The sequence below is a fragment of the Singulisphaera rosea genome, from assembly GCF_054877945.1.
In genome coordinates, this window is record NZ_JBTYIP020000024.1 from 93,465 (window position 1) to 117,716 (window position 24,252).

Here is a 24,252-nt window from a genome sequence, read left to right on the forward strand (position 1 = left end):
ATGGGCGCTCGCAAGGGAGAGGATCATGCGGCGGAACGGAAGCACGTGGGGTCGGATTCTGACCGCCTTCGCCGCGGTGGTCTTCGTTCGCAGCGCCGAAGGGGCAACCCCAGATCGCGTCTACTCCCGCGATGGGTCCATATTCATCAAGGATACTTTGTATGAAATTCCTGCCGGGGCGTGGTTCGTGTCGCCCGTCGGGCGCGACTCGGCCCCTGGTAACGCGAGGGCCCCTTGGAAGACCTTGAGTAAGGCCGTCGCGGCGGCGAACCCAGGATCCACCATCATTCTCCGAGGGGGTGCCTACCGCGAAGGCGAGATCAAGACGGGCGGGAAGGCGCTGACGATCCAACCGTATCCGCACGAATCGGTCTGGATCAAGGGGAGCGTCGTCGTGAGCGACTGGACGAAGGACGGCCGCACCTGGCGGTTCGAAGGTTGGACGCCGCGAATCCCCCATGACTCTGACCCGCGAGCGATCGACCCCGCGCATCCCCGAGCCGCCTGGCCGGAGATGGTCTTCGTCGACGGCAAGCCTTTGCGGCAGGCGGGCGACGCGACGTCGGTCGGATCTGGGGACTTCTTCGTCGATGAAGACCGAAAGCGGATCGTCATCGGCGACGACCCGGCGGGAAAGATCGTCGAAGTCTCGGCGTGGCGGTTCGCCCTCAATGCCTTTGTCGCCGACGGTTTAACCATCCGTGGCCTGGGATTTTGCCACTATGCCACGAGCGCCACGCCCGAGTTCAAAGCGGCGCTGATCCTGACGAACACAAGGGCCGTCGTCGAGGACTCCACCTTCGCCTGGAACGCCACAAGTGGACTCGCCGTCTTCGGAAAGAAGGCCGAGATCCGTGGGAACACCTTCGTGTTCAACGGCCAGGTGGGGGTGGCTGGCTGGAGATGCGACGGATCGGCGATCGAACGCAATCACATCTCGTATAACAACGTCGAGCACTTCAAGAAGGATTGGGACAACGGAGGCCTGAAGATCACCGAGACGCGAGGCCTCGCGTTGCGCGATAACTGGGTCGAATGCAACGAAGGCCCGGGACTCTGGCTCGACGTCTCCTGTCGCAACGTGGACATCGTCGGGAACGTGTTGAACGGCAACGCGTCCATCGGGGTCTTCTATGAGATCTCCGCGAAGTGCGTTATTGTTTCGAATCTGTTTCTGAACAACGAGATCGGTATCAATGCCGGGGCAGGGTCGGCGAACGTACTGATTTATAACAACACGCTGATCGGCGACCGCGAGTCGATCCGCATCGTCGACGACGAGCGGGCAAGCACCGCCGAGCCCGACATGCCCTGGAACACCCGCGACGTCGAGCTGAAGAATAACGTCATCGCCGAAGTCCCGGGGCGGTCCACAAGGGCTCTCCAGGTCCTCGACTTCTCGAAAGCCCCCAGGACGGCCGAGGCAATGGAGGTGCGAGTCAACTCGAACGTCTACCGACGCGCCGACGCCCGCTCCCTCGCCGGCCTCGTCTGGTGGTCGCGAGGGGCGAAATCGTCGGTCTACGGAACGCTTCGCGAATTTCTCGCGGAGACGCGGCAGGAGTCGAATGGAGTTGAACTCGACGATCGTTCCCCCCGTCTCTTCATCGATGAAGAACGGGGCGACTATCGAATCTCTCGCGAGTTCGAAGCGGGATTCCAGGCGGCCGAACTTCCCGAACCCGTCGCCAGGGCCTTGAAACTGTCGCCGGGCGTCCGGCCGGGTCCCGGTGCGACCTACTGGGCCGGCATGCCGCAAGGCCCACGGTCTCGATGACACGCTTGAACAAAAGCCGCATCCCCCTGCAAGTTCCGTGTCGTCGAATCCCAATCACCCACGACCTACGAATGATATGACGGTTTCCCATTCCTGGAGTTGAAACACTGATGATCGCTCACGACGGATTCTATCGCGACACGCTGGCCGACCTCCTGTCCCGAGGCGATCTGTCTCGGGACTCCCGAATCCTGGTGGTTTGCGGCGGAACCCTCGACCGGGACGTACTGGTGGATCTCGGCTTCACCGACGTCGTGATCTCCAACCTCGACACCAGGACGGCGCCAAGCGCATTCGCCCCTTTCGAGTGGAGCCTTCAGGATCTTGAAGACCTGAACTTCGCCGATAATTCCTTTGATTTCGTGATCGTACACTCCGGGCTCCACCATTGCCGGTCGCCGCATAAGGGGCTTCTGGAGATGTATCGAGTCGCATCCCGCGGGGTGATCGCCTTCGAACCCCTCGAAAACTGGACAACCCGGCTGGGAGTGCGCCTTGGATTCGGCCAGGAGTATGAGATCGCGGCCGTGGCCGACAACTCCTATCGTTTCGGTGGCGTACGAAATACCCAGGTCCCGAACTTCGTCTTCCGCTTCACCGAGCGCGAAGTGCTCCGAACGATCAAAACCTATGCCCCCCACGTCCAGACCGATTTCCGTTTCTACTACGGCTTGCGCATGCCCTGGGCCCGCTTTAAGCAGTCCCGAAACCGGCTCCGGTACATGCTCGCGCTCGCGGCCTATCCGGCGCTCAAGGCGATGACGACCGTGTTCCGACGCGAGTGTAACAACTTCGCTTTCACCGTGTTGAAGTCGCCGGAGCACGCCGCGCTCCAGCCTTGGCTGAAAATGGAAGAGAATCAAGTTATTTTCAATCAAGAGTGGATTAGCACGGCCTGCGGGTCCTGACCGCACGGATGGCCCGTCTCGCATTTACTGCCCGAGTTTCGACCGCCCCGATCATGGCAAGCGAGGAGCCGGCAACCGGCCGTGGTCAGCCGCCGTCAGGCGACGCCTGAATCAAGCCTGCCTGGCGAGGCTTGGCGAGGTGGATCCATGGCAAGATTTGAAATCCTCTCCTGGGCGACATTCGGGCCCTGATTGAGTCTGCTCGCGAGCAGACGGGCCTCTCGGTCAACTCGGCCCTTGTCGGCCTCTGCTGGCACATCGGGGAATCGCATCCGCCAGGACGTTTTGCGGGAGAAGCGGGCGGAGTACGGCGAGCAGATTGTGTCGACGTTGTCGGCCCAATTGACCGTTGAGTGCGGCCGAGGCTATGACCGTCGGAACCTCTATCATGTGATTCGGTTTGCCGAGGTCTTCCCCGGCGTGTCGATTGCGAACGCGCTGCGTATTCGAGGCTCGAAACCGGATCGACTGGTTGTTCGGAACTCCTGAGCGGCTGAGACCGCGTCAGGATCGATCGGCGAGGCTTTCTCGGTCCGAATCCTTCCGAGATGATGAAACGGTACTGGACAGGTGAGATGTCTCCCATTCCCCGCCTTTATGCGCTGTGGTAGTATTTGCGAAATGTTAAACCCGCCTGCGACGGTGCCTGAGGGTCGCTTGCCATGACACGCTCGGTCTTCTTCTTTGCCCTCGTGCTGAGCTTTTGGTCCGGCTTGGCTCTGGAGTCGGAAGCGGCGGGCCCGGCGTCGCTTTTCGACGAACAGATTCGGCCGCTGCTCGTCGACAAGTGCTTGGCGTGCCACTCGGGGGAGACGCCCAAGGGGAAGCTGGACCTGACGCGGCGGGCCTCGGCGATGGCGGGGGGCGAGGGGGGAGAGGCGATCGTGCCGGGGAAGGCCGAGGAGAGCCTGCTCTTCGAGAAGGTCGCCTCGGGCGAGATGCCGCCGAAGAACCCGCTGACTCCGGAGCAGACGTCGGCGTTCAAGGCCTGGATCGAGGCAGGGGCTCCCTACGCGGGCGAGCCCCTCGCGCCCAGGCGGGCCGGCGCCGACTGGTGGTCGCTGAGGAAGGTCGCGAGGCCCCAGGCCCCGAGCGTCGCCGACCCTCGGCAGTGGGCTCGCACGCCGATCGACGCGTTCGTCCTGGCGAAGTTGCAGGAGAAGGGTCTCGAGCCCGCGCCCGAGGCGGACCGCGCGAGCTTGATTCGGCGCGCGTCGTTCGACCTGATCGGCCTGCCGCCGACGCCCGAGGAGGTCGACGCGTTCGTCGCCGATTCCTCGCCCGACGCGTATGAGCGGCTCGTCGACCGCCTGCTCGACTCGCCGCATTACGGCGAGCGCTGGGGGAGGCACTGGCTGGATGTCGTCCGGTTCGCCGAGAGCCACGGGTACGAGACGAATATCCCCCGGCAGAACGCCTGGCCGTATCGCGACTACGTGATCCGGGCGTTCAACCGAGATACCCCGATGCCTCGGTTCGTGCTCGAACAGTTGGCGGGGGACACGCTCCTCGACGGCGACTGGCTCACCCAGGCGGCTACGGGGTTCCTCGTGGGGGGGACGCACGACGAGGTTGGGATCGCGACGATCGAAGGGCAACTCCAGCAGCGGGCCGACGACCTCGACGACATCATCACGGCGACCTCGACGGCCTTCCTCGGGCTGACGGTCAACTGCGCCCGGTGCCACGACCACAAGTTCGACCCGATCCGGCAGAAGGATTATTACGGGCTCCAGGCGGTCTTCGCGGGGGTGCGGCACTCCGAGAGGACCGTCCCCAGGGCCGACTCGGAGTCGAGGCTCCGCGAGGCCGAGAAGGTCCGCGACGAGCTGGCGCGGATCGACGTCCGGCTCGACGAGCTCGAGCCGTTCGCCCGCCCCGACCTCGGCGCTCCCGCTCGCGCGATGGTGCGTCCCACCCGTAACGTCGAGCGATTCCCGGGCGTCGAGGCCCGGTCGATCCGGCTCACGATCCTGGCGACCATCGACGGGACCGAGCCTTGCGTCGACGAACTTGAAGTCATCTCGGCCGGCGACCACCCTCGCAACGTGGCGTCGGCGACGGCCGGGGGCAAGGCGTCGGCGTCGTCAGAGCTGCCCAACCTGGCGATCCACAAGGTGGCTCACCTCAACGACGGCCTGGCCGGGAACAGCCATAGCTGGATCTCGAGCGTGCCGAGCAAGGGGTGGATCCAGGTCGACTGGCCCGAGGCCGTCGCGATCGACCGCGTCGTCTGGGGCCGGGACCGCGAAGGGGGATACCGCGACCGACTGGCGAGCGAATACTACATCGAGGTGGCCACTGCGCCGGGGCAGTGGCATGTGGTCGCCTCGTCGGGCGACCGGACGTCCTACCAGGCGCAGGCGAGGCCTCACGAGGCGTCGGGGACGTCGAAGGAATCGGAGGCAAGAGGGGCGCTCCTCGCCCGTCAGCAGGAGCTGCGTGACCGGCTCGCGACCCTCACGGCGACGCGGCCGATCTACGCGGGGACGTTCGCGACGCCCGGCCCGACGCATCTCCTCCGTCGCGGCGACGTGATGCAGAAGGGCGAGACCGTCGCGCCGACGGCCCTGGCCTCGGTCTCGCCGCCGCTGGAGCTTTCCCCGGGCACACCCGACTCGCAGCGTCGTCGGGCGTTGGCGGAGTGGCTCGGTAGGCCCGACAACCCGCTGCCGGCCCGCGTGATGGTCAACCGGATCTGGCACTATCACTTTGGCCGGGGGATCGTCGCGACGCCGAGCGACTTCGGCTTCAACGGCGGCCCCCCCTCGCACCCCGAGCTGCTCGACTGGCTCGCGGGCGAATACATCGACAACGGCTTCCTCATGAAGCCGATCCACCGGCTGATCATGAAGTCGGCGGCTTACCGCCAGTCGAGCCGACCCGATCCTAAAGGCTTCGCCGCCGACCGCGACAACACGCGCCTCTGGCGGATGACCCCCAGGCGACTCGAGGCCGAGGCGATCCGCGACTCCATCCTCGCCGCCAGCGGCACGCTCGACCTCCGCATGGAAGGCCCCGGCTACTCCCCCTGGGAGAAGAACACGAATTATGTCGCCGTCTACAACGCCAAGCCCCGCCTCGGCCCGGACGACTTCCGGCGGATGGTCTACCAGTTCAAGCCCAGGAGCCGCCAGGATCCCACCTTCGGCGTCTTCGACTGCCCCGACGCGGCCCTCGTCGCGCCCCGGCGGACCGTCTCCACCACCGCCCTCCAGGCCTTGAACCTGCTCAACAGCACGTTCCTCCTCGACCAGGCCCAGGCCTTCGCCGACCGCCTCGCGGCCGACGCCGGTATTGACCCCCGGGCCCAGGCCACTCGCGGCTTCCGCCTCGCCTTCGGCCGCTCACCCAACGAGGTCGAGCTCGCCGCCGCCGCCTCCCTCATTCGAGACCATGGCACCTCGACGTTCTGCCGCGCCCTCTACAATTCGAACGAGTTCATCTACGTTCCCTAAGAACCCGAGGGAGGTGGATCGTGGAGGTAGGGCCTATGGGGAAAGCGGTCGTCTCGGCCAAGATCGAAAATATCTTTGATGTCAAGAAAGTCGATCGAGGCAGCCTCGCGAGCGAACAGGTTCGTCGGGTCGATGTCGAAGATGCGAGAATCGACACCGGCGCGACGCTCCTGGCTATGCCCAAGAAAATGATCGAACAGCTTGGGTTAAGACATGTCGAAACAAAGCCCGCGAAAACGGCCGCTGGCGTCATCTCCGTGGGCATCCATCAGTCGGTCAGGCTGACCGTGCAAGGGCGAAGCTGCGAGATCCGAGTGACGGAAGTCAACGACTCCCGTCCGGTGTCGATCGGCTATATCCCCCTTGAGATGCTCGACTTCGTCGTCGATCCCAAGGGGCAGAGGCTGATCGGGAATCCGGATCATTGTAGCGAACATATGTTTGATCTGTATTGAGTCGGCGTGACGCGGGTCCCGACAACGAATGCGGTTGATCGCCACCTCAGCGAGGTTCGAGAAACTATGAGCCGACGACCGTCTCTCCCGGCCAACCACCACCTGATGGACCGTCGAGGGTTCCTGTCCCGGATGTCGGGCGGGATGGGGGGGGTGGCGTTGAGCTATCTCCTGGCGAACGACGGGCTGCTCGCGGGGCAGGTCGAAGACCCGCTGGCGCCGCGACGGCCGCACTTCCCGGCGAAGGCGAAGCGGGTGGTGCACATCTTTTGCACGGGCGCGGTCAGCCACGTCGACACGTTCGACTACAAGCCCGAGCTGATCCGTCGGCACGGCGAGGCGATGCCGGGGGTCGACAAGCTGATCACGTTCCAGGGGGAGAACGGGAGCCTGACTCGGAGCCCCTGGGAGTTCAAGCCTCGGGGGGAGTCGGGGAAGTACATCTCCGAGCTCCTGCCGCACCTGGCCGAGTGCGCGGACGACCTCTGCTTCGTCCACTCCTTGACGTCGAAGACGAACACGCACGGGCCCGGCGAGATCTTCATGTCGACGGGGTTCACCCGCGAGGGGTTCCCGAGCATCGGGTCGTGGGTCTCTTATGCCCTCGGGACCGAGAACCACGACCTGCCGGCGTACGTGGCGATCCCCGACCCGCGTGGCGTCCCGCAGCAGGGGCCGGCGAACTGGGCCAACGGGTTCCTGCCCGCGGTGTTCCAGGGGACCGCCTTCGGCGCCGATCGCCCGATCGACCACCTCGCGCGGCCGTCGAGCCTCTCGGCCGCCGACGACCTGGCCGCCAAGGATTTCCTCCGGGTGATCAACGAGGAGCACCTCGCGAGGAACCCGGGCGACACCGAGCTCGGCGCCCGGATCGCATCCTACGAGCTCGCCGCGCGGATGCAGCTCAGCGCCCCCGAGGTCGGAGACCTCTCCAAGGAAGGCCCCGCCACAAGAGAGCTCTACGGCCTCGACGACCCGAACCCGGTCCTCGCGGGGTTCGGCCGGAATTGCCTGCTCGCCCGTCGCCTCCTGGAGCGCGGGGTCCGCTTCGTCACCCTCTACAACGGCGCCTTCGCCATGGGCGAGGGGGCCTTCAACTGGGACGGCCACAAGCGGATCAAGTCCGACTACGACCGACATGGCCCGATCCTCGACAAGCCCGCCGCCGCCCTGTTGAAAGACCTCAAGGCGCGGGGGATGCTCGAAGACACGCTCGTCGTCTGGACGACCGAGTTTGGCCGGATGCCGACCTTCCAGAAGGGCACCCAGGGTCGAGACCACAACCCCAAAGGTTTCACCGCCTGGCTGGCCGGCGCGGGGGTCAAACGCGCCTACACCCACGGCGCCACCGACGAATTCGGCCACCAGGCCGTCGAGGACGTCGTCACCGTCCACGACTTCCACGCGACCATCCTCCATCTTCTTGGTCTCGACCATGAGAAACTTACTTATTACAATAATGGGACACAACGTCGATTGACCGATGTTCATGGGCACGTGATCCGGCCGATCCTGGCCTGACCTCGCGCCTGCGGAGATGGGCCCGCGAACCAGCATTCCGAAACCCAATTTCCTCTGAGAAATCGGGTTTCTGTCGCAAGACTCGATGATATCCCGACCTGGGTCGTCGACGTCGAGTGGGTCAGAACCCCGGTATTGAAGGAAAATACCGGGTTTCGAGGACGGGACTAAGAGATTTCGTCGTTGTACGTCATCGTTCCATGTGAGCCGACGAACGAACCCAGGGGATGGTCCGTCGACCGTCAACGGTTTTTCCTCCGATCCCACGATCCCAATCGAGGTCCAGGGGAGGGGCGACGATGAATATGGCGAATGTCTTGAGGTCGTTGAGGTTTCGGCGATTCTTGCGGCCCGACGAGTGGGCCGTCCTCGCGATCATGATCGTGGTCGTCTCGGGCGGGATATGGTTCCTCGACCTCATGCCAGGGCGGCTCAAGGGGGAAATTATGGTCCCCAAGTCTGCGTTCCGCTTGATCGCCGCCCACGAATCTGACTCGCCACCTCCTCTCATTGCGGCACCCAAGGGCCAAACCGTCGTCGGGTTACCTCCGATTCCGATTCCGAGGCCATGGCCCGGCGAAGCCGGTCCACCCAAGGCCTTGAAGGGTTTAGATGAACAAAGGGACGAACTCAACGCCAGAATCAAAGCGTTGAGTGCCGACATTGCTCGGGCGAAAAGTCGCGCGGAGGCCATGCGGTCGCGGATCCGTTCAAACGACCTACCGCCGTCCAATCTTCCCGTCGACCGTTGCCTGATCCCGGCACCGCAGATCGACCAGTCGTTCGTCGTCCCGGCGCCCCAGATTGACCCTGAATTCGTCGTGGCGCCACGCGTGGTGGGGCGAGCGGTCGGGTATGATCCCGTGGACATCGCCCCTTAATCGAAAGGGCTGGCCCGACGATGGGCATTGACACGATCGGGCTCATCGAGAGCTTCAACCTCTTCGTCCTGCCGCCCCTCGTTGCGGTCGTGGTCTTCGGGGAGTTCCTCTGGGGCCGTCGTGCCTCCCAGGATCCGTCCGTCTCCCACGGGGAGGCTGAGGCGACCCGTGGAGAGTGGCTCGACCGCGAGCGCACAGTCAGGCGGATCGGGCTCCTGAATTACGGGCTGGCCTTGCAGGCGGTCGTCTCGATCGTCCCCGAGATCCAGAACTACCTCGCGACGGGAAGCTTCTGGTCGTTCGCTGTGGTCGCCGTGTACGTGCCGATGATCGTGATCGCGGTGAACGTGGTCATCGCCCTGGGCCTTCGCCGACTGCATGCCTGGGCCCGCTGGATGGAGGTCGTCTGGAACCTCCTCACCCTGGCGGTGACGCTCCCGCTGGAGGCCTGGCGCTGGCGCTTCGGGGCTGCCTTGGTGCCCTCGGAGTGGCCCGAGAGGATCGCCGTCCTGAATGTCCTGCCGTTCTTTCTCGTTGTGGTGATGCTCCTGCCCGGGACCGCTCGCGTCGTCTCGGCCAAACACCGGGCTCTCATTGCCGAGACTCCTGGAGCCACGGGCGAACCGACCCGAAGGTCGGTCGTCTCGTCGTTGACGTTAGGCTTCCTGATCATCCTCGGCTCGATCGTGATCCTGAACGCCATCGACTGGGTCATCCGGATCCGACCCGAGATGGCTAACGTCGGGTGAAGCTCTGAGTTGCTCGTCGTGCGGCCCTTCCTTGACCCTCGTGCAACCCTCGAATAGGGTACGGGCTTCTCGTGTCCCCCAACGAGTCGAGTCCTGGAGCTGGCCCCATGCCTTCGCCTTTCCTGCTACTCTTGCTGATGATCGCCGCGGCCCCCGAACCTGCCCGAGACGAAGTGGTCGCCCCAGGAGCGACGCTGGAGAAGCTCTGGGGCGAAGGGAGTTTCACCGAAGGGGGGGCGTTGGCCGATGACGGGGCGATCCTGTTCTCGGACATCGGGAACCGGATGATGCGGTTCGATCCCAAGACCCGATCGGTCTCGGTCTACCGCGACCCGAGCGGGCGGTCCAACGGCCTGATCTTCGACCCTCAGGGCCGGCTGATCGCCGCCGAGGGGGCGAATACCGGAGGTGGGCGGCGGGTGTCGATCACGGAACGCGACGGGACCGTGCGAACGCTCGCCGACCGCTACAAGGGGAAGCGGTTCAATAGCCCGAATGATGTGGCCGTCGACCGCAAGGGGCGGGTTTATGTCTCCGACCCCCGATACGTCGGCAAGGAACCCCGCGAACTCGACTTCGAGGGCGTCTTCCGGATCGACCCCGACGGCTCGGTGACTCTCCTGGCGACGACCGCCACGAAGCCGAATGGCCTGGCGATCAGCCCGGATGGCAAGACCCTGTACGTCGCCGACAACGGCTCGAAACAACGCGCGTTGCTCGCCATGGACCTCGACGCTGAAGGCGCGGTGTCGAATCCCCGGGTCTTGCGTAGCCTCGGCCGGAACGAGGGGATCGACGGCATGACCGTGACCGCCGACGGCCGAATCGTCGCCGCGTCGGCCTCCGGCGACCGAGAAGGCGTGACCATCTACACCGCCGACGGCAAGCTCGCCGGCTTCATCCCGGTCCCCGATTCCACCACCAACGTCGAGTTCGGCGGCCCCGACCGCAAGACCCTCTACATCATGGCGGGAACAAGTCTCTACCGCATCGAGACCAACATGATCGGCCACCACCTCTGGCCGTCTCGGTAGGCGGCCAGATGAAATACGGATAACACAGATCGAACAGGAAAATTTTAAGATTTAAAAATTTCTTGAAATTGTCTGTGTCAATCTGTGCTATCTGTGGATAAATCTGTCTTCTCTCACGAGATCGTGAGCTTCCAGGGCGAGCGATAGGGGCGGCGTTGCATGGCCGCGGTCTCGGTGTCGCCGACGATTTCTTCGCGCGAGGGGTCCCAGCGGATTGGCCGGCCGGCGCGGATGGCGATGTTGGCCAGGTGGCAGACGGTCGCCGACCGGTGGCCGATCGCCACGTCGCAGATGGGCTTTTCTCGAGTCTTGATGCACTCGAGCCAGTTTTCGTAGTGGTCCGCGCTCTTGTAGAGATGAACGTCATCTTTGCCGAGTGGCGTCTCGACAAGCCCCTTTCGGTTCGACTCGATCTTGCTTCGTGAGACGTAGAGCCAGCCGTCCTTGCCCTCGAAGGTGCAGCCCTCTCGGGCCTTGTTGTCCTTGCCCTGGTCGCAGATGAGGCGGACGCCATCGTCATAGGTGAAGACGGTCTGGCTCGACTCGGGGACCTCGTACCAACCGTCTTTCTGGAAGGTGGCCTTGGCCTCGATGGCGACGGGGCCTGACTCGTCTCGGTCGAGGCCCCACTGGGCGATGTCGAGGTGGTGGGCGCCGAAGTTGGTCATCTGGCCGCCGGAGTAGTCCCAGAAGAAGCGGAAGAGGTAGTGGACCCGCTTCGGGTTATAAGGACGCTCGGGGGCTGGGCCGAGCCAGAAGTTGTAGTCGAGGGGGGCCGGGGCCGCGGTGTCGGGGACGGCGGGGCCGTCGAAGTTCACCTCGGGGAGTCCGACTAAAACCGTCTGGACCTTGCCGATCCGGCCGCTGCGGACGAGCTCGCAGGCCAGGCGGAACCGGTCGTCGGAGCGCTGTTGGCTCCCGGTCTGCACCACGCGGTTGTGCTTGCGGGCCGCCGCGACCATCGCCTTGCCCTCGTCGATGGTCAGGCTCAGCGGCTTCTCGCAATACACGTCCTTCCCCGACGCGCAGGCGTCGACGGTGATCAGGGCGTGCCAGTGGTCGGGCGTGCTGACGACGACGGCGTCGATGTCCTTGTCGTCGAGCAGTTGGCGGTAGTCGGAGTAGGTCTTGCAAGGCCGGCCCGCCTTCTCGACCACGCCCTTCGCCGAGGCCAGGACGTCCTTATCCACGTCGCAGATGGCCACCGTGTGCTTCAACAAAGGCTTGAGGTTCTGCATCCCCCGATTCTTGACGCCGATGTGCCCGACCCGGATCGCCTCGTTCGCCCCGAAGGCCGAGGAGGGGATGATCGTCGGGAAGCCGGAGAGCAGGCCGGTGCCGACCACCCCCCGGACGAAATCGCGTCGGCTGAACCCTGGACCCTTGGGCGTCATCTTCCAAACCTCCCGAGTTTCGTCGATGCGGCGGACTGACCCATGCGTCGCCATGATAGCAGAGCCGGCGCTCGACCTAAACGAAGAACCGGCCCCTCGGGCAACGAGTCCCTGGGGCCGGGTCGGTTCGGGGAAGCGATGCTGGCGGCCGACGTCTCAAGATCGAGGAATTCTTACCTCGGGATTTGCTCATGCCCGCGATCAATTGTCCCGTTTGTTCAGTTTCTCGAGGATCTGATCGAGCTTGCGTTCGACCTCCATCAGGCGAACTTCCTGGTTCGCTCTCAGCCCGTTTGGCGTGACCTCTGTCCGGGAGAGGCCAGGCCTGGAGGGCAATCCGTGGAGGGTCGGCGTGTTGCTCGGCGTCGGTTTGGGTGAAGGGTGATTATGTGAAGGGTCGGTGCAGCGACTGAGCTCGTCTCGATCGAGATAGACAACCTGGACATTTCTGATTCCGGTGTGATCCACGAAGTCGACGGTGCATTTGAAGTGGCGATGAACGAGTCGGCTGTGACCGACAAGGGGATAGAATCGACAGGGATCAGTCGCTTCCCCGATCTTGGTAATGACAAATGACGGGTTTTTGACCAGCGTTGGGATGAATTTTTTCCAGACCTCATCATCGGTCGGATAATCGTTCGGTACGGACGCGGTGGGTGCCGGCGGAGCCGGCGGTATCTCGGGAGTGTCTCCCGTCGCACCCGGAATGGGCCCGGGAGACGGCGGAGCCGGCGGCATCTCAGGAGTGTTGCTCGTCGCAACGGCCTCAGGAGGCTTCCCATTCCCGTCCCTCGACGCCAAGCCGTTGGACGTTTCAGGCTGATATGTGAACATCGCCGAATTAAGATTCGCTGTCTTGAGATTAGGATATTGGGGTTTCAGAGGGCCCACAGGCTGTGGGCTTCGGGCGGAGGACACCGCCTGGGGTTGTCCCTCGCCGGTCGGAGTGGCGGTTGGCCCTTGTCCCGCAAACCCAACCGCGCCGGCGGTCATGAAACCGGTCGCGACGACGGCGGCCGTGATTCTGAGCTTGGTCCAGAACATGATTCGGAGGACTCCTTCTGTAAGAGAGGTCACGGCCAGGGATGTGGTCGCGTGGATCGTTGTGCGGCCCGCCGCGAAGGGGATCGCGGACAGGATCGTCCGGGTTGCCAGGGCCAGGGGGACGGTCGCCGCGTCGCCCGCGGAGCTTGCCCAGGCCAGGAGGGCGCCTGGGGCCAGGCCGCGTCGGGCGAGCCGTTCGCCGAGCTTGGCGCGGCCGCGGGCGAGGCGGCTGCGCACCGTGCCCACGGGCCAGCGGAGTCGCGCGGCGGCCTGCTCGTGGGACAGTCCTTCGAGGTAGCACAGGATGATCGGGATCCGGTAACGCTCGGGGATTCGGCCCAGCTCTTCGTGGATCGTCGGCTCGAGATCGACGCGGTCGTCCTCGGGATTAGAGGCGACGAGCCGACTCGTCGCGATCTCGGCCGCCTGGCGCTCGTGCGACCGACGCCGCGCGGTCGCCGATCTGGCCTCGGCGGCGACGCGGAGCGCCACGCCGTGGAGCCAGCTCCCGACCGAGTCTCGCGTTCGGATCGACCCCGCGCGCCTGGCCAGGACCAGGAACGTGGCCTGGAAGACGTCGTGGGCGTCGTGCGAGCCGACGACGCTCCGGGAGACGCGGAGGACCATCGGCCCGTGCCGTTCCACCAGCACGGAGAAGGCCGACTCGGCGGACTCGTCGCGGCGGGTGGTGAACCGTTCCAGGAGTTGCCCGTCCGTCAGCGCGGAGTTCGTCCCCACGCTGAAGAGCGTGTCGATGCGGCGTAGGACCTCGCCTCGATTTCCGTTCACGAGTGTCGCCCTCCCCCGAATGTCCGTCGAATTCCGGAGTAGTGGGATGAGCCAGCTCGCGCAATCCCACTTTTCGGAGAATCGTATCGGGATTTCGGGGGTGGGCGGTAGTCTTCGGATGGAGACGTTAGGCCCGCGTGCCGACCACGTTGACGCCGCTGCCGATGACGAGGTCGTGGTGGTAGGCCCAGTCGTAGACGCGGCCCGAGCGGGCAGGGGGGAGGACGACGAGGTCTTTGAACCCCTCTTCGGCGAACCAGCCCTTCAACTCGTCGACGGTGTGGTGGGACTGGTAGCGGGGGGCGTACCAGTCGAAGGTGTCGCAGACCCGGAGGGTCCAGTCGGGGTGATTCGAGAAGTTCGCGACCTTGTTCAGGGTCTTGTTCAGGACGGGGACGCCCCCGACGACTCCGAGGCCGACGCAGAGGGGCTCGAGGACCCGCGAGGGGAGTCGCGAGGTCAGGGTGCGAAGGCCCGAGTTGATCCACTCCTGGGGCGGGGTGTTCTTGCGGTAGAGCCAGACGGCCAGGCGTCCCCCCGGCTTGACCCTCGCCGCGACCTGGGCGAACGCCCGGCGAGGGTCGGAGCTGTGGTGGAGCACGCCGATCGAGAAGGCGAGATCGAAGGACTTCTCCGCCAGCGGGAGGTCGAGGAGGTCGGCCTGCACGATGGTGACCTCGGGCTCGTCGGCGCAGAGCGTCGCGGCCTTCTCCACAGCCGTGCTCAGGTCGACCCCGACGACCTTCGCGCCGTGCCGGGCGGCCAGGCGCGCATAGCGTCCTCCGCCGCAGCCGGCGTCGAGGACGAGGAGCCCTTCGAGTGAACCCAGGTTGAAGCCGGTCTTGACCGGAAAGGTCGCCTCGTCTTCCTCGTCACGAGCGACGTCGTAGCGGTTCCACTGCCGGCCGAAGCTGGCGGTGTACGACTCGCCCGCGAAGCGGGGGATGCCCCGGACGATGGGAAAGGTCGAGCCACAGCCCCGGCAGCGCAGCTCCGGAGGTTCGCCCGAGGAATCCACGACCCCTCGGCATTTGGGACACTGGAGCGTCTTCAAGAGGGCTGCATTCATCGCGCATTCTCGTCACCGACCCCTCCCGGCGTCACGACCGACGCGATCGCGTGACGTGGAGGAGGCAAGCCGTTGGTAGTATGGTGGTCGGCAGGCGGACCTGTCGGCAAGGCCCCGAATCTCGAAGAGGTCGTCGTGACTCCCTTTTGGATCGGTCGGATTCGTGGATTGTTGAAACGCTGGCACGGGGCGGGGCTCGGGCCGGAATGGGTCGTCGCCGTCTCGGGGGGGAGCGACAGCGTCGCCTTGCTCCGGATCCTCCACCAACTCGGCCCCGAGTTCGGGCTGCGACTCTCGGTCGCCCACCTCGATCACGGGACACGAGCCTCGAGCGTCGCCGACGCCGAGTTCGTCGAGGCCCTCGCCGGGTCGCTCGGCCTGCCGTTCGACCTCGGCCACTGGCGGCCGGAACGCCCTGCGCACTTCGAGGTCGACGCCCGGAACGCCCGCTACGCCTGGCTCGTCGAGACTGCGGCCGCCCGAGGCGCCTCGGCCGTGGCCGTCGGCCACACTCGCGACGACCAGGCCGAGACCATCCTCCACCGGATCGTCCGCGGGACCGGGCTCCGGGGGCTTGCGGGGATGCCCAGGCGTCGTCGGCTCGGCGAGTCCTCGACCCTCGTCCGGCCGCTCCTGGGGGCGTCCCGGCTCGACCTCCGCGCCTATCTCGCCGACCTCGGTCAGCCCTACCGGGACGACCCGACCAATCTGGACGTCTCCCGGACGCGGGCCCGGATCCGGCACAAACTCCTGCCCGAGCTCGTCGAGGAGTATAACCCACGAGCCGATGAGGCCATCGTCCGGCTCGGCGAGCTGGCCTCCTCCTTCGGCCGAGCTTTTCGGCACCGAGTCCTCCAGGTCGAGCGGGAGGTGACCTGCTCGGCGAGCCCCGACGAGGTCGTGTTCGTCCGGTCGGCCCTGGCGGTACTTCCGCCGGTCCTCCGCGCGGAGGTCTTGCGCGAGGCCTGGCGACGTAGCGGGTGGCCCGAGGTCGGCATGAGCGCCGAGCGCTGGCGACGGCTGGCCTCCTTGGCTCGGAACGTTGGAGGGCGAGCCTCCATCGGAGCGGGGGTCGAGGCCCGGACGACCGACGGTTTCCTGACCCTGAGACGAGGGAACACGGCGGAGGCCACCCTCGCGTCCCAGTCGATCGTCCCAGTCGTCCTGGCCTTGCCCGGCGGAGTCTCCTGGGGGAACCGCCGCCTGGTCGCCACGCTGGACCCGGACGAGCCTCGCGACGAGACCCTCGACCTCGATCGGCTGGCCGGCCCCCTTGAGGTCCGTCGGGCCTTGCCGGGCGATCGGTTCGAACCGCTCGGGATGGGAGGGAGAAGCACCCCGCTGAACGACTTCTTCCGAGGCCGCCGAGTCCCCCTCGAGTCGCGAGGAGACATCCCCGTCGTCTGCGACCAACTGGGGATCGTCTGGGTCGCGGGGCATCGGATTGCCGACCGCGTCCGGATCACCGAGTCGACCCGCCGATCGGTCGGCCTGCGCTGGGATGTGGATTGCGAGGATCGCCCCGGATAAGTTCGGTGGGAACGCGATTTCCCGTTCCGTCCTGAGGGCGATCGAAGATGGACACATCCCCAGTCCAGGCGGCCGAGGGGCACGGTGATGTGTCACTCGACCCCCGGATCTTTGACGACTCGGCGTACTGTAATCCCGACCTCGCGCCGACCCCGCTCGCCCAGAGGCGGTGGGGGACCTGGGACATCGCCGCGCTCTGGATCTCGATGTCGGCCAGCATCCCGACCTACATGCTCGCGTCGTCCCTCATCGCGGAGGGGATGAACTGGTGGCAGGCGGTGGGGACGATCATCCTGGGGAATACCATCGTCCTCGTCCCCATGATCCTGAACGCACACGTCGGGACGAGGTACGGGATCCCCTTCCCGGTCTACTGCCGCGCGTCGTTCGGGATCCGCGGGGCCAACGTCCCGGCGATCCTCCGGGCCTTGGTCGCCTGCGGCTGGTTCGGCATCCAATGCTGGATCGGCGGGGCGGCAATCCACACGATCCTCGCGGTCGCGGTCCCCGCCTGGAAGGCGCTGACGCCGATCCCCTGGCTCGGCATCACCGGGCCGCAGCTCGGAGCGTTCCTCCTCTTCTGGGCCATCAACATGGTCGTGATCTACCGGGGGATCGAGTCGATCCGGATCCTCTTGATCATCAAGGCCCCCCTCCTGATCGTGCTCGGGCTCATCCTCCTGGCCTGGGCCTACCGCGGGGCGAACGGGTTCGGGCCGATGCTGTCCCAGCCCTCGCAGTTCGGCGCGGGGGGGGCCAAGGCCGGGCAGTTCTGGGTGTTCTTCTTCCCCGCCCTGACGGCGATGGTCGGCTTCTGGGCGACGCTGTCGCTGAACATCCCCGACTTCAGCCGGTACGCACGCTCCCAGCGGGCCCAGGTCGTCGGGCAGACGCTGGGGTTGCCGACGACGATGGGCCTCTTCGCGTTCATCGGCGTGGCCGTGACCTCGGCGACGACCCCGATCTTCGGCGAGACGATCTGGGACCCCATCGTCGTCCTCTCCCGATTCTCCAACCCCTGGGTCCTCTCGCTGGCGATGCTCGCTCTCGGCCTGGCCACGCTCGCGACCAACATCGCGGCGAACGTCGTCGGCCCCGCGAACGACTTCGCCCAGCTCTGGCCCCGGCGGATCTCGTTCCGGACCGGCGGCCTGATCACCGGCCTGGTCGGGATCCTGATCCAGCCCTGGAAGTTGATCGCCGACCCCTCGGGATACATCTTCCGTTGGCTCGTCGCCTATTCCTCGCTCCTCGGGGCGGTCGGAGGCATCCTCATCGCGGACTACTACCTCGTCCGTCGTGCGAAAATCGACATATCGTTGCTATATCAAAAAGGCACGCCGTACTGGTATCTCGGTGGCGTGAACCCAATCGCCCTGATTGCCCTGGCCATCGGCGTCGCGCCCTGCATCCCCGGATTCCTGGGGACAATCGGGGTCCTCGAGGTCGCGCCGGGCTGGGTCACCCTGTACCACTACGCCTGGTTCCTGAGCTTCGCCCTCTCGATGGTCGCCTACCTCGGATTGACGACGGCTTTCGGGAAGACGGGCGACAAAGGTAATATGAATACAGATAATTAACAAATGACGAAAATGAACGTATATTAATTCAAGAAAATTTGATTTTGAAATTCTTGATTATTTGCGTTCGTCTGTGTCATCTGTTGATCGTCGTCTTCTTTCATCCCCGGCCGGGAACGCCGGAAGGACCCCGGCCCTGGTCGTGACGACGCAGGGCGGGGTCCCTCCGAGGGATCGCAAGGGAAGCGGGCCGGGCTCAGGCGTGCTTGGAGCGTGCGGCCTGCCTCTGGACGGTCTGGACGAACTTGCGCGGGGGGTATCCGCGGTTGAGCCGCCGGGTCCAGAAGTTGATCTGCTTCGTGGAGGCGGGCTCGTGGAAGGTGTCGAGGTACACCTGGTTGACGTACCGCTGGGTCGTGGTGCCGACGAAGACCGGGAGCGGCGTGGCGTTGCTCGCGATGAAGTTGGCGTCGCCCTGGTAGGTCGCCGTGATGGTCTGGGTGCCGATCGCGAGGCCGGTCGTCGTCAGGGTGGCGGTCCCGTTCGAGGAGACCGCGGCCGAGCCCAGGACCTTGCCGTTCGCCGAGAAGGTGACCGAGCCCGTCGGCGAGCCGTTGGCGGGGAACACCGGCGTGACGAACGCCGTGATGGTCACGGGCTGGTTGACTGCCCGAGAGTTCGTCGCCGTCAGGGTCGTGATGGTTGGGCCCTGGGAGACGTTCTGGATGAAGGTCCCCGAGGTCACCGCCTGGAAGTTGGCATCTCCCTGGTACTGGGCCGTGATCGGGTCGCTGCCGGCGGGCAGGAAGCCCGTGTAGAGGAAGTTCGCGATCGTGTTGCTCAGGGCCGTGGTCCCGAGCAGAGTCGACCCGGAGAAGAACGAGACGTTCCCGGTCGGGGTCCCCGAGCCGGAGCCGCCGGCCTTCACCGTGGCCGTGAGGACGAGCGACTGTCCGGCGACCGACGGATTCGTCGCCGAGGATACGACCGCACTGGCCGTCGACTGTGTCACGGTGAACGTCGACGCCGTCGAGGTGCTCGTGCCGAAGTTGCTGTCGCCGAGGTACGTCGCCGTGACCGAGTCGGTCCCGACCGGGAGCGCCGTCGTCTTGAACGTCGCGACGCCGCCGGCCAGCGTCGCGGTCCCCAGCGAGGTCGAGCCGCTGAAGAATTGGACGGTCCCCGTCGGCGTGTTGGAGTTCGGGCTCGTGCCGGTGACGGTCGCGGTGAAGGACTGCGACTGGCCGAAGACGAGCGAGCCCGAGGTGGGCGAGAGCGACGTCGTCGTCGTCGAGAGGATGTTCACCGTGACGTTCGTCGAGGTGCTCGTGGCGTAGTTGGTGTCGCCCACATACTTGGTGGTGAGCGTGTTGGTGCCGACCGGCAAGGTCGTCGTCGAGAAGGTGGCGGTGCCGTTGGTGAGCGGCACGGTCGCGAGCACGTTCGCGCCGTTGAGGAACTGGACGGAGCCGGTCGGCGTGCCCGTCCCCGGGCTGGTCGCCGCGACCGTCGCGGTGAGCAGGATTGACGTCCCCACCGTGCCGGAGGTCGGCGAGGCGGTGAGGGCCGACGTCGTGGACGCCTGCGACACCGTCACGCTCGAGGCCGCCGACGTGCTCGACGCGAAGGTCGTGCTGCCGAGGTACACCGCGGTGACGGAGTCGGTGCCGACCGGCAGTGCGGACGTCGAGAACGTGGCCACGCCACTCGTCAACGTCGCCGTCCCGAGCACCGTCGAACCCCGGAGGAACTCGACCGTGCCGGTCGGGGTGCTCGCCCCGGTGACGGTCGCCGTGAGCGTGATCCCCTGGCCGTACGCGGTCGACGTGGCCGACGTCTGGAGGCTCGTGCTCGAGGTGGTCGTCCCCGTGTTGCTGGCGACCGACGTCAGGATCACGTCGTTGCCGTCACCCCCCTGGTAGCTGATCGTGAATGCTTTGCCCGAGATGCTCACCGTCGTGCCTTGGGCGAGGCCGGCGAACGTCCCGTTGACCGCGGCGGTGCCGGTGTTATTGATGATGGTGAACGCCTGGCCGACCGTCGGGGTGAAGCCGACCGACAGGTTGAGGTTGGCGTTGTTCAGGTTGATCTGGCCCGCGGCGCTCAACTGGCTGTAATCCGTGCCGGCGTTCGAGCCGTTGAGCACGGCCCCGAAGGCCGAGCCGTTCCCGAGCGTGAAGGCCCCGGCGTCGGTGAGCCGACCCGGGCCCGCGTCGCCAGGTGCGACGGTCCCCTGGAAGGTCGCGATCGAGGCGACCGTGCCGATGCCGTCGAGGGTCGCCCCCGAGTTCACCGTCACCGCGCTGCTGGCCTGGGAGCCGTCGACCTGGAGGGTGCCGCCGTCGACCTTCGTCGCCCCGGTGTAGGTGTTCGCGGCCGCCAGTTGCAGCGAGCCCGGGCCCGTCTTGTCCAGCCCGCCGGCGCCGCTGACGACCCCGGTGAGGATCAGCGATGCGGCCGACTGGTCGACCGAGACCTTGGTGTTGGCGGCCACCGAGATCGGCAGCGAGACCGTCGAGGATCCCGAGGTCTGCGAGGCGTCGATCGACCCGGTCAGGGTGACCGCAGCGCCTCCGATCGCATAGCCGCTCGCCCCGACCGTCAGCGTGCCGAAGCTGCTGATGTTCGCGAGGTCGTTGGTGTTGCTCGTATGTGCGGCCCCCGTCGGGAAGGTCAGGTCGTTGCCCGCCGCCGGCGCCACGTCCCAGTTGCCCGGGTCGGACCACGAGCCGCTGACCGCCCCAGTCCACGTGCTCACCGCGGGGACGACACGGATCTCGAGCGATTCGAGACCGCCCGGCGCGAACCGGACCCTCAACCTCTTCCGCCGGCCCTGGCCCGAAGGCCGGGTGATTTCCTGGAGGCTACGCCGCACGTCGGAAAACCGCATGGAATAAACTCCAAGAAGCGCGAAGATCCCTGCGAATGTTGACGTTTGAGGACGCCACGCAAGGCCCGCATTGATCAGACAATCCGGGTGGTGACGGTTCGCCGTCGCGTTCGTGCCATCCCTCGATCGACCCCACGCCGTGCGCCGAGCCCCCGGCCGGCCTCCGGTCTTCGGGAAAGTCTGCGCACAGATGTGGGGGGGAGAGCGCTTCGGAGATGCAGCATCCTTGCCCGGGGATCGAGGTCGTGGTCATCGATGGACGCCAGCAGGCGGGCCGATCGGACGACGTCGTTCTCTATCGGAATCCCCCGACGCCGGGGTCTCACCGAAGCGCCCCGAAATCTACCGGCGCGATGTTGCGACCCGTGCAACGGTCGTTCTCCATCCGGCGCCTCGCTTCACCTACGATCGTGAAAACCGCACGCCACCACCCCTCCCGCCCGACTCCCCAGAATTTCGATTGGGCTGCATGAATTGATTTTGCTAATAGGGAAAAATGGGAGGTATGATTCGAGCGGGGAGTTTGGGCGGTCCGCTGCTCATTCCCACCGGGGACGTGCCAACACATTGTTATCGGAGATTCGCCCCGGTCACCAGGCCACAGGGAGTCTCGTCCCGACTTCCTCGATTGGGAGATGTACCGGCTATGCGTCGACGAACCGGTTGGATCACCGTCCCAACGCGCTGCCTTCGGCCCTCGCTCGACCGGTTGGAGGACCGAACGACCCCTTCGACGTTCTATGTGACGAACGCGCTCGACTCTCGCGTGCCGACGCCCGGCTCGCTGCGCTGGGCGATCGGGCAGGCGAACCTCCCCCAGAATCAGGGCTCGACCGTCGCGATCACCCCCCAAGTACAGGGGACGATCGCTCTGCGCGCCGGAGAGTTGAAGATCAGCTCGAGCGTGACGATCGAGAATGACTCGGGTCATGCCCTGACAATCCAGGCCGGGCCGAACTCGCGGATCTTCCACGTCCTGCTGAATCCGCGGACCACCTCGGTGACGATCCGAGGGCAGGATGCCGCCAGCATCCTGACGTTGACCGGCGGCCGGGTGTTGAATCAGAACGGCGGGGCGATCCTCGTCGACAACCCGTACAACGCCCTGTCGCTTTCGTATGTCAACGTGGTTGGCAACACGGCCGCCCAGGTCCGCTTCCCCAAGTCGGGCAAGAACGGCAGCGGCGGCGGCATTTATGCCCGAGGCACGGTGGCCCTCGACCACAGTTCCGTCACATCCAACGTCGCCCTCGGGCCGACCAGCGCCTCGGGCCTGGGCGGCGGCGTGTACGCGGACTGGGGCATCACGCTCAACGCCAGCCACGTCGACTCGAATTCGGCGAGGAACTACGGCGGGATCATCAACGTCTACGGGCCGATCAACATCATGAATCGCAGTACGGTCGACGGCAACTCGTCGATCGGCAACGCGCCCGCGACCGGCGACTACGGCGGCGGCGGGGTCGCCGTGATCGCCGGCAGTGTCACCGTCTCCGCCAGCGAGGTGAGCCACAACCGGGCCCTCGGGATGTTCAGCGGGGGGATCGTGCTCCTGCTCGGCGGGGCCACGATCACCGACGGCAGCCACGTCGACGACAACTCCAACAACGGCCCCGGCGGCGGGATCGCCGCCAACTTCGGCGGCGCGGTCGTCGTGACCGGTGGCAGCACGGTCAACGGCAACACCGGCGCAGGCCTGGGCGGCGGGATCGTGAACTTCTCCGAGCGGTTCTCGATCACCGTCTCCGACCACAGCCAGGTCGACAACAACACCTTGACGAACGGCGAGAACGCCGCAGTGACCAGCGGCCTCCTCGACGCGGTCGGCCCCGGGTTCCTCTCGGGAGGTCGGGGCGACGCTACCTTGCTGAGCGCCATGGTCCAATTTACCTCGGTCATCACCGAACGGACCGCGCTCATCCAGCAAGCCGATGCGGCCTTCCCGTCCGGCGGTAACACTCAGGTTGGTGGCGGCATCGCCTCGGCCCTGACCGGTCCTGTTATCATCACCGGCGGGAGCGAAGTCAGCGGCAATCGCTTCGCCCAGACCGTCCAGAACCTAGCGGCCGTCGGTGTCGGCGGTGGCGTCTTCAATAACCTCGGCTCGATCCTCATCGACGGCAGCACCGTCGCCGACAACGTCGCCACCGGCAACGGCGGCGGCCTCTGGAGCGGCCAGTCCCTCACCGTCAACAACAGCTCCATCCTCCGTAATCGCTCCGCCACCCGAGGCGGCGGCGTCTTCAACCGAGGCACGTTCTCCAACACCAATAGCAACATCGCCAACAACACCCCTGACAACGTCTATCCGGCTTCATGAGACGCCGAGACGAGGACATCCGTAAGTCACATCCCGCAAACTCGCGAGGCCCGATGCACGGTCGAGTTCCCTCCGGGACCCTCGCGGGGGCGGGATCCTGAGTTTCTGGAAAGGGTGAGATTTCCAACGACCCAACAGCGGGCTAGAATCTGCCGAGGGTGATAGACGGAAGGCATTTAGCCACGGATGAAACACGGATAATACAAGAAAGACTAGAGAATTAAATAACTTTAAGATATTGAGATATTTGGTTATTTAATTTGTTCGCTCTCTTGATTTATCTGTGTTCAGTCCGTGTTCAATCTCGCCGTGACTCTGCTGAAGCGTCATCCTGACAAGGATAGCCTCCGCGGCAAGATGAAGTCCTGCATGCTAAATACGGACTACCTTGCACAAGTCCTGTCTCCACAAGCGGTTTGATGTGCGCTGGCCTTGCCCCCTACCCCGATGAGCACGACCAGGCGGCAGCTCAATGGGACAAGGGGGCTTGGGCGGCCTGGCACGCGGCATGGAGGCTGAGATGGACCGTGAGTCGCATTGGAACAGAAAACTGGAATAGGTCAGTCGGGGAGGTTCAAGAGGCGGCGGCTTTGTCTGCTTCCAATTGATGGATCCTTGCTTCCAACACTTTGATGCGTTCTCGAGTCTGCTGGTGAGAGACGGCCGCGTAGAAGAACGCCATCGGTAGAAAACAGAGGAATGACGTCATCCCGGCGTCCGAACCTCCGGAGGCGAAACGACCGTAGACATTCGCCACTATGCTGATGACGCTGATGGCGGCGCAAAAGGCGGTGGCCATCCAAACGTCGTAAGCCTGGAGGGATTTCCTGATTTGGGTGGGTTTCATGTTCGGAGGTTTTCTCCTGTGGTCGCGCTTGGATTTGTGTTTGAAAAGTCTTTGCTCTAGCCACAT

16 protein-coding genes are annotated in these 24,252 nt (G+C 65.3%); 11 read left to right on the forward strand and 5 right to left on the reverse strand.

The features are described from left to right. The first annotated feature begins 25 nt into the window (after positions 1 to 25). The 8 genes from ACYOEI_RS30315 to ACYOEI_RS30350 all read left to right on the forward strand — a co-directional run bounded on the left by ACYOEI_RS30315 (position 26) and on the right by ACYOEI_RS30350 (position 10,783). The gene (locus ACYOEI_RS30315) at positions 26 to 1,777 is read left to right on the forward strand and encodes a right-handed parallel beta-helix repeat-containing protein (protein WP_462853409.1); all 1,752 of its coding nucleotides are present in this window, start codon (positions 26 to 28) and stop codon (positions 1,775 to 1,777) included. Between the two features lie 110 nt (positions 1,778 to 1,887). Then, the gene (locus ACYOEI_RS30320) at positions 1,888 to 2,685 is read left to right on the forward strand and encodes a class I SAM-dependent methyltransferase (RefSeq protein ID WP_462853410.1); all 798 of its coding nucleotides are present in this window, start codon (positions 1,888 to 1,890) and stop codon (positions 2,683 to 2,685) included. A gap of 237 nt (positions 2,686 to 2,922) precedes the next feature. After that, positions 2,923 to 3,174: a DUF1016 N-terminal domain-containing protein gene (locus ACYOEI_RS30325; RefSeq protein ID WP_462853411.1), complete on the forward strand. Its 252-nt coding sequence runs from the start codon at positions 2,923 to 2,925 to the stop codon at positions 3,172 to 3,174. Between the two features lie 173 nt (positions 3,175 to 3,347). Next, positions 3,348 to 6,143: a DUF1553 domain-containing protein gene (locus tag ACYOEI_RS30330; protein ID WP_462853412.1), complete on the forward strand. Its 2,796-nt coding sequence runs from the start codon at positions 3,348 to 3,350 to the stop codon at positions 6,141 to 6,143. A gap of 35 nt (positions 6,144 to 6,178) precedes the next feature. Continuing rightward, positions 6,179 to 6,598 (forward strand): retroviral-like aspartic protease family protein, encoded by a 420-nt coding sequence (locus ACYOEI_RS30335; RefSeq protein WP_462853414.1) that lies wholly within the window; start codon positions 6,179 to 6,181, stop codon positions 6,596 to 6,598. A gap of 66 nt (positions 6,599 to 6,664) precedes the next feature. Further along, entirely contained in the window at positions 6,665 to 8,119 is a 1,455-nt protein-coding gene (locus tag ACYOEI_RS30340; RefSeq protein ID WP_462853416.1) for a DUF1501 domain-containing protein, read from the forward strand. Between the two features lie 901 nt (positions 8,120 to 9,020). Next, positions 9,021 to 9,749 carry a hypothetical protein gene (locus tag ACYOEI_RS30345; protein ID WP_462853418.1) on the forward strand — a complete coding sequence of 243 codons (729 nt, stop codon included), beginning with the start codon at positions 9,021 to 9,023 and terminating at the stop codon, positions 9,747 to 9,749. Between the two features lie 107 nt (positions 9,750 to 9,856). Then, positions 9,857 to 10,783, forward strand: a complete 927-nt coding sequence (locus tag ACYOEI_RS30350) for an SMP-30/gluconolactonase/LRE family protein (protein ID WP_462853419.1) — start codon at positions 9,857 to 9,859, stop codon at positions 10,781 to 10,783. A 113-nt stretch (positions 10,784 to 10,896) separates the two neighbouring features. On the opposite strand, the gene ACYOEI_RS30355 is transcribed toward ACYOEI_RS30350, so the two are convergent. The 3 genes from ACYOEI_RS30355 to ACYOEI_RS30365 all read right to left on the reverse strand — a co-directional run bounded on the left by ACYOEI_RS30355 (position 10,897) and on the right by ACYOEI_RS30365 (position 15,079). Continuing rightward, positions 10,897 to 12,177, reverse strand: coding sequence for a Gfo/Idh/MocA family protein (locus tag ACYOEI_RS30355; protein WP_462853421.1), 1,281 nt, complete (start codon positions 12,175 to 12,177; stop codon positions 10,897 to 10,899). 201 nt (positions 12,178 to 12,378) lie between these two features. Further along, positions 12,379 to 14,010: a sigma-70 family RNA polymerase sigma factor gene (locus tag ACYOEI_RS30360; RefSeq protein WP_462853423.1), complete on the reverse strand. Its 1,632-nt coding sequence runs from the start codon at positions 14,008 to 14,010 to the stop codon at positions 12,379 to 12,381. 127 nt (positions 14,011 to 14,137) lie between these two features. Next, positions 14,138 to 15,079, reverse strand: coding sequence for a methyltransferase domain-containing protein (locus ACYOEI_RS30365; RefSeq protein ID WP_462853424.1), 942 nt, complete (start codon positions 15,077 to 15,079; stop codon positions 14,138 to 14,140). A 171-nt stretch (positions 15,080 to 15,250) separates the two neighbouring features. Between ACYOEI_RS30365 and tilS the strand changes: the two genes are divergently transcribed. Together tilS and ACYOEI_RS30375 are read left to right on the forward strand one after the other, a co-directional pair. Further along, on the forward strand, positions 15,251 to 16,609 hold the full coding sequence (tilS, locus tag ACYOEI_RS30370) for a tRNA lysidine(34) synthetase TilS (protein WP_462853426.1): 1,359 nt from the start codon (positions 15,251 to 15,253) through the stop codon (positions 16,607 to 16,609). A gap of 47 nt (positions 16,610 to 16,656) precedes the next feature. Beyond that, positions 16,657 to 18,189: an NCS1 family nucleobase:cation symporter-1 gene (locus ACYOEI_RS30375; protein ID WP_462853427.1), complete on the forward strand. Its 1,533-nt coding sequence runs from the start codon at positions 16,657 to 16,659 to the stop codon at positions 18,187 to 18,189. Positions 18,190 to 18,385: 196 nt separating this feature from the next. On the opposite strand, the gene ACYOEI_RS30380 is transcribed toward ACYOEI_RS30375, so the two are convergent. Continuing rightward, the gene (locus ACYOEI_RS30380) at positions 18,386 to 21,019 is read right to left on the reverse strand and encodes an Ig-like domain repeat protein (protein ID WP_462853429.1); all 2,634 of its coding nucleotides are present in this window, start codon (positions 21,017 to 21,019) and stop codon (positions 18,386 to 18,388) included. 646 nt (positions 21,020 to 21,665) lie between these two features. On the opposite strand from ACYOEI_RS30380, the gene ACYOEI_RS30385 reads away from it, so the two are divergent. Beyond that, positions 21,666 to 23,339: a hypothetical protein gene (locus ACYOEI_RS30385; protein ID WP_462853431.1), complete on the forward strand. Its 1,674-nt coding sequence runs from the start codon at positions 21,666 to 21,668 to the stop codon at positions 23,337 to 23,339. Between the two features lie 574 nt (positions 23,340 to 23,913). Here the strand turns inward: ACYOEI_RS30385 and ACYOEI_RS30390 are convergent. Continuing rightward, positions 23,914 to 24,186, reverse strand: coding sequence for a hypothetical protein (locus tag ACYOEI_RS30390; RefSeq protein ID WP_462853433.1), 273 nt, complete (start codon positions 24,184 to 24,186; stop codon positions 23,914 to 23,916). Positions 24,187 to 24,252 lie beyond the last annotated feature (66 nt).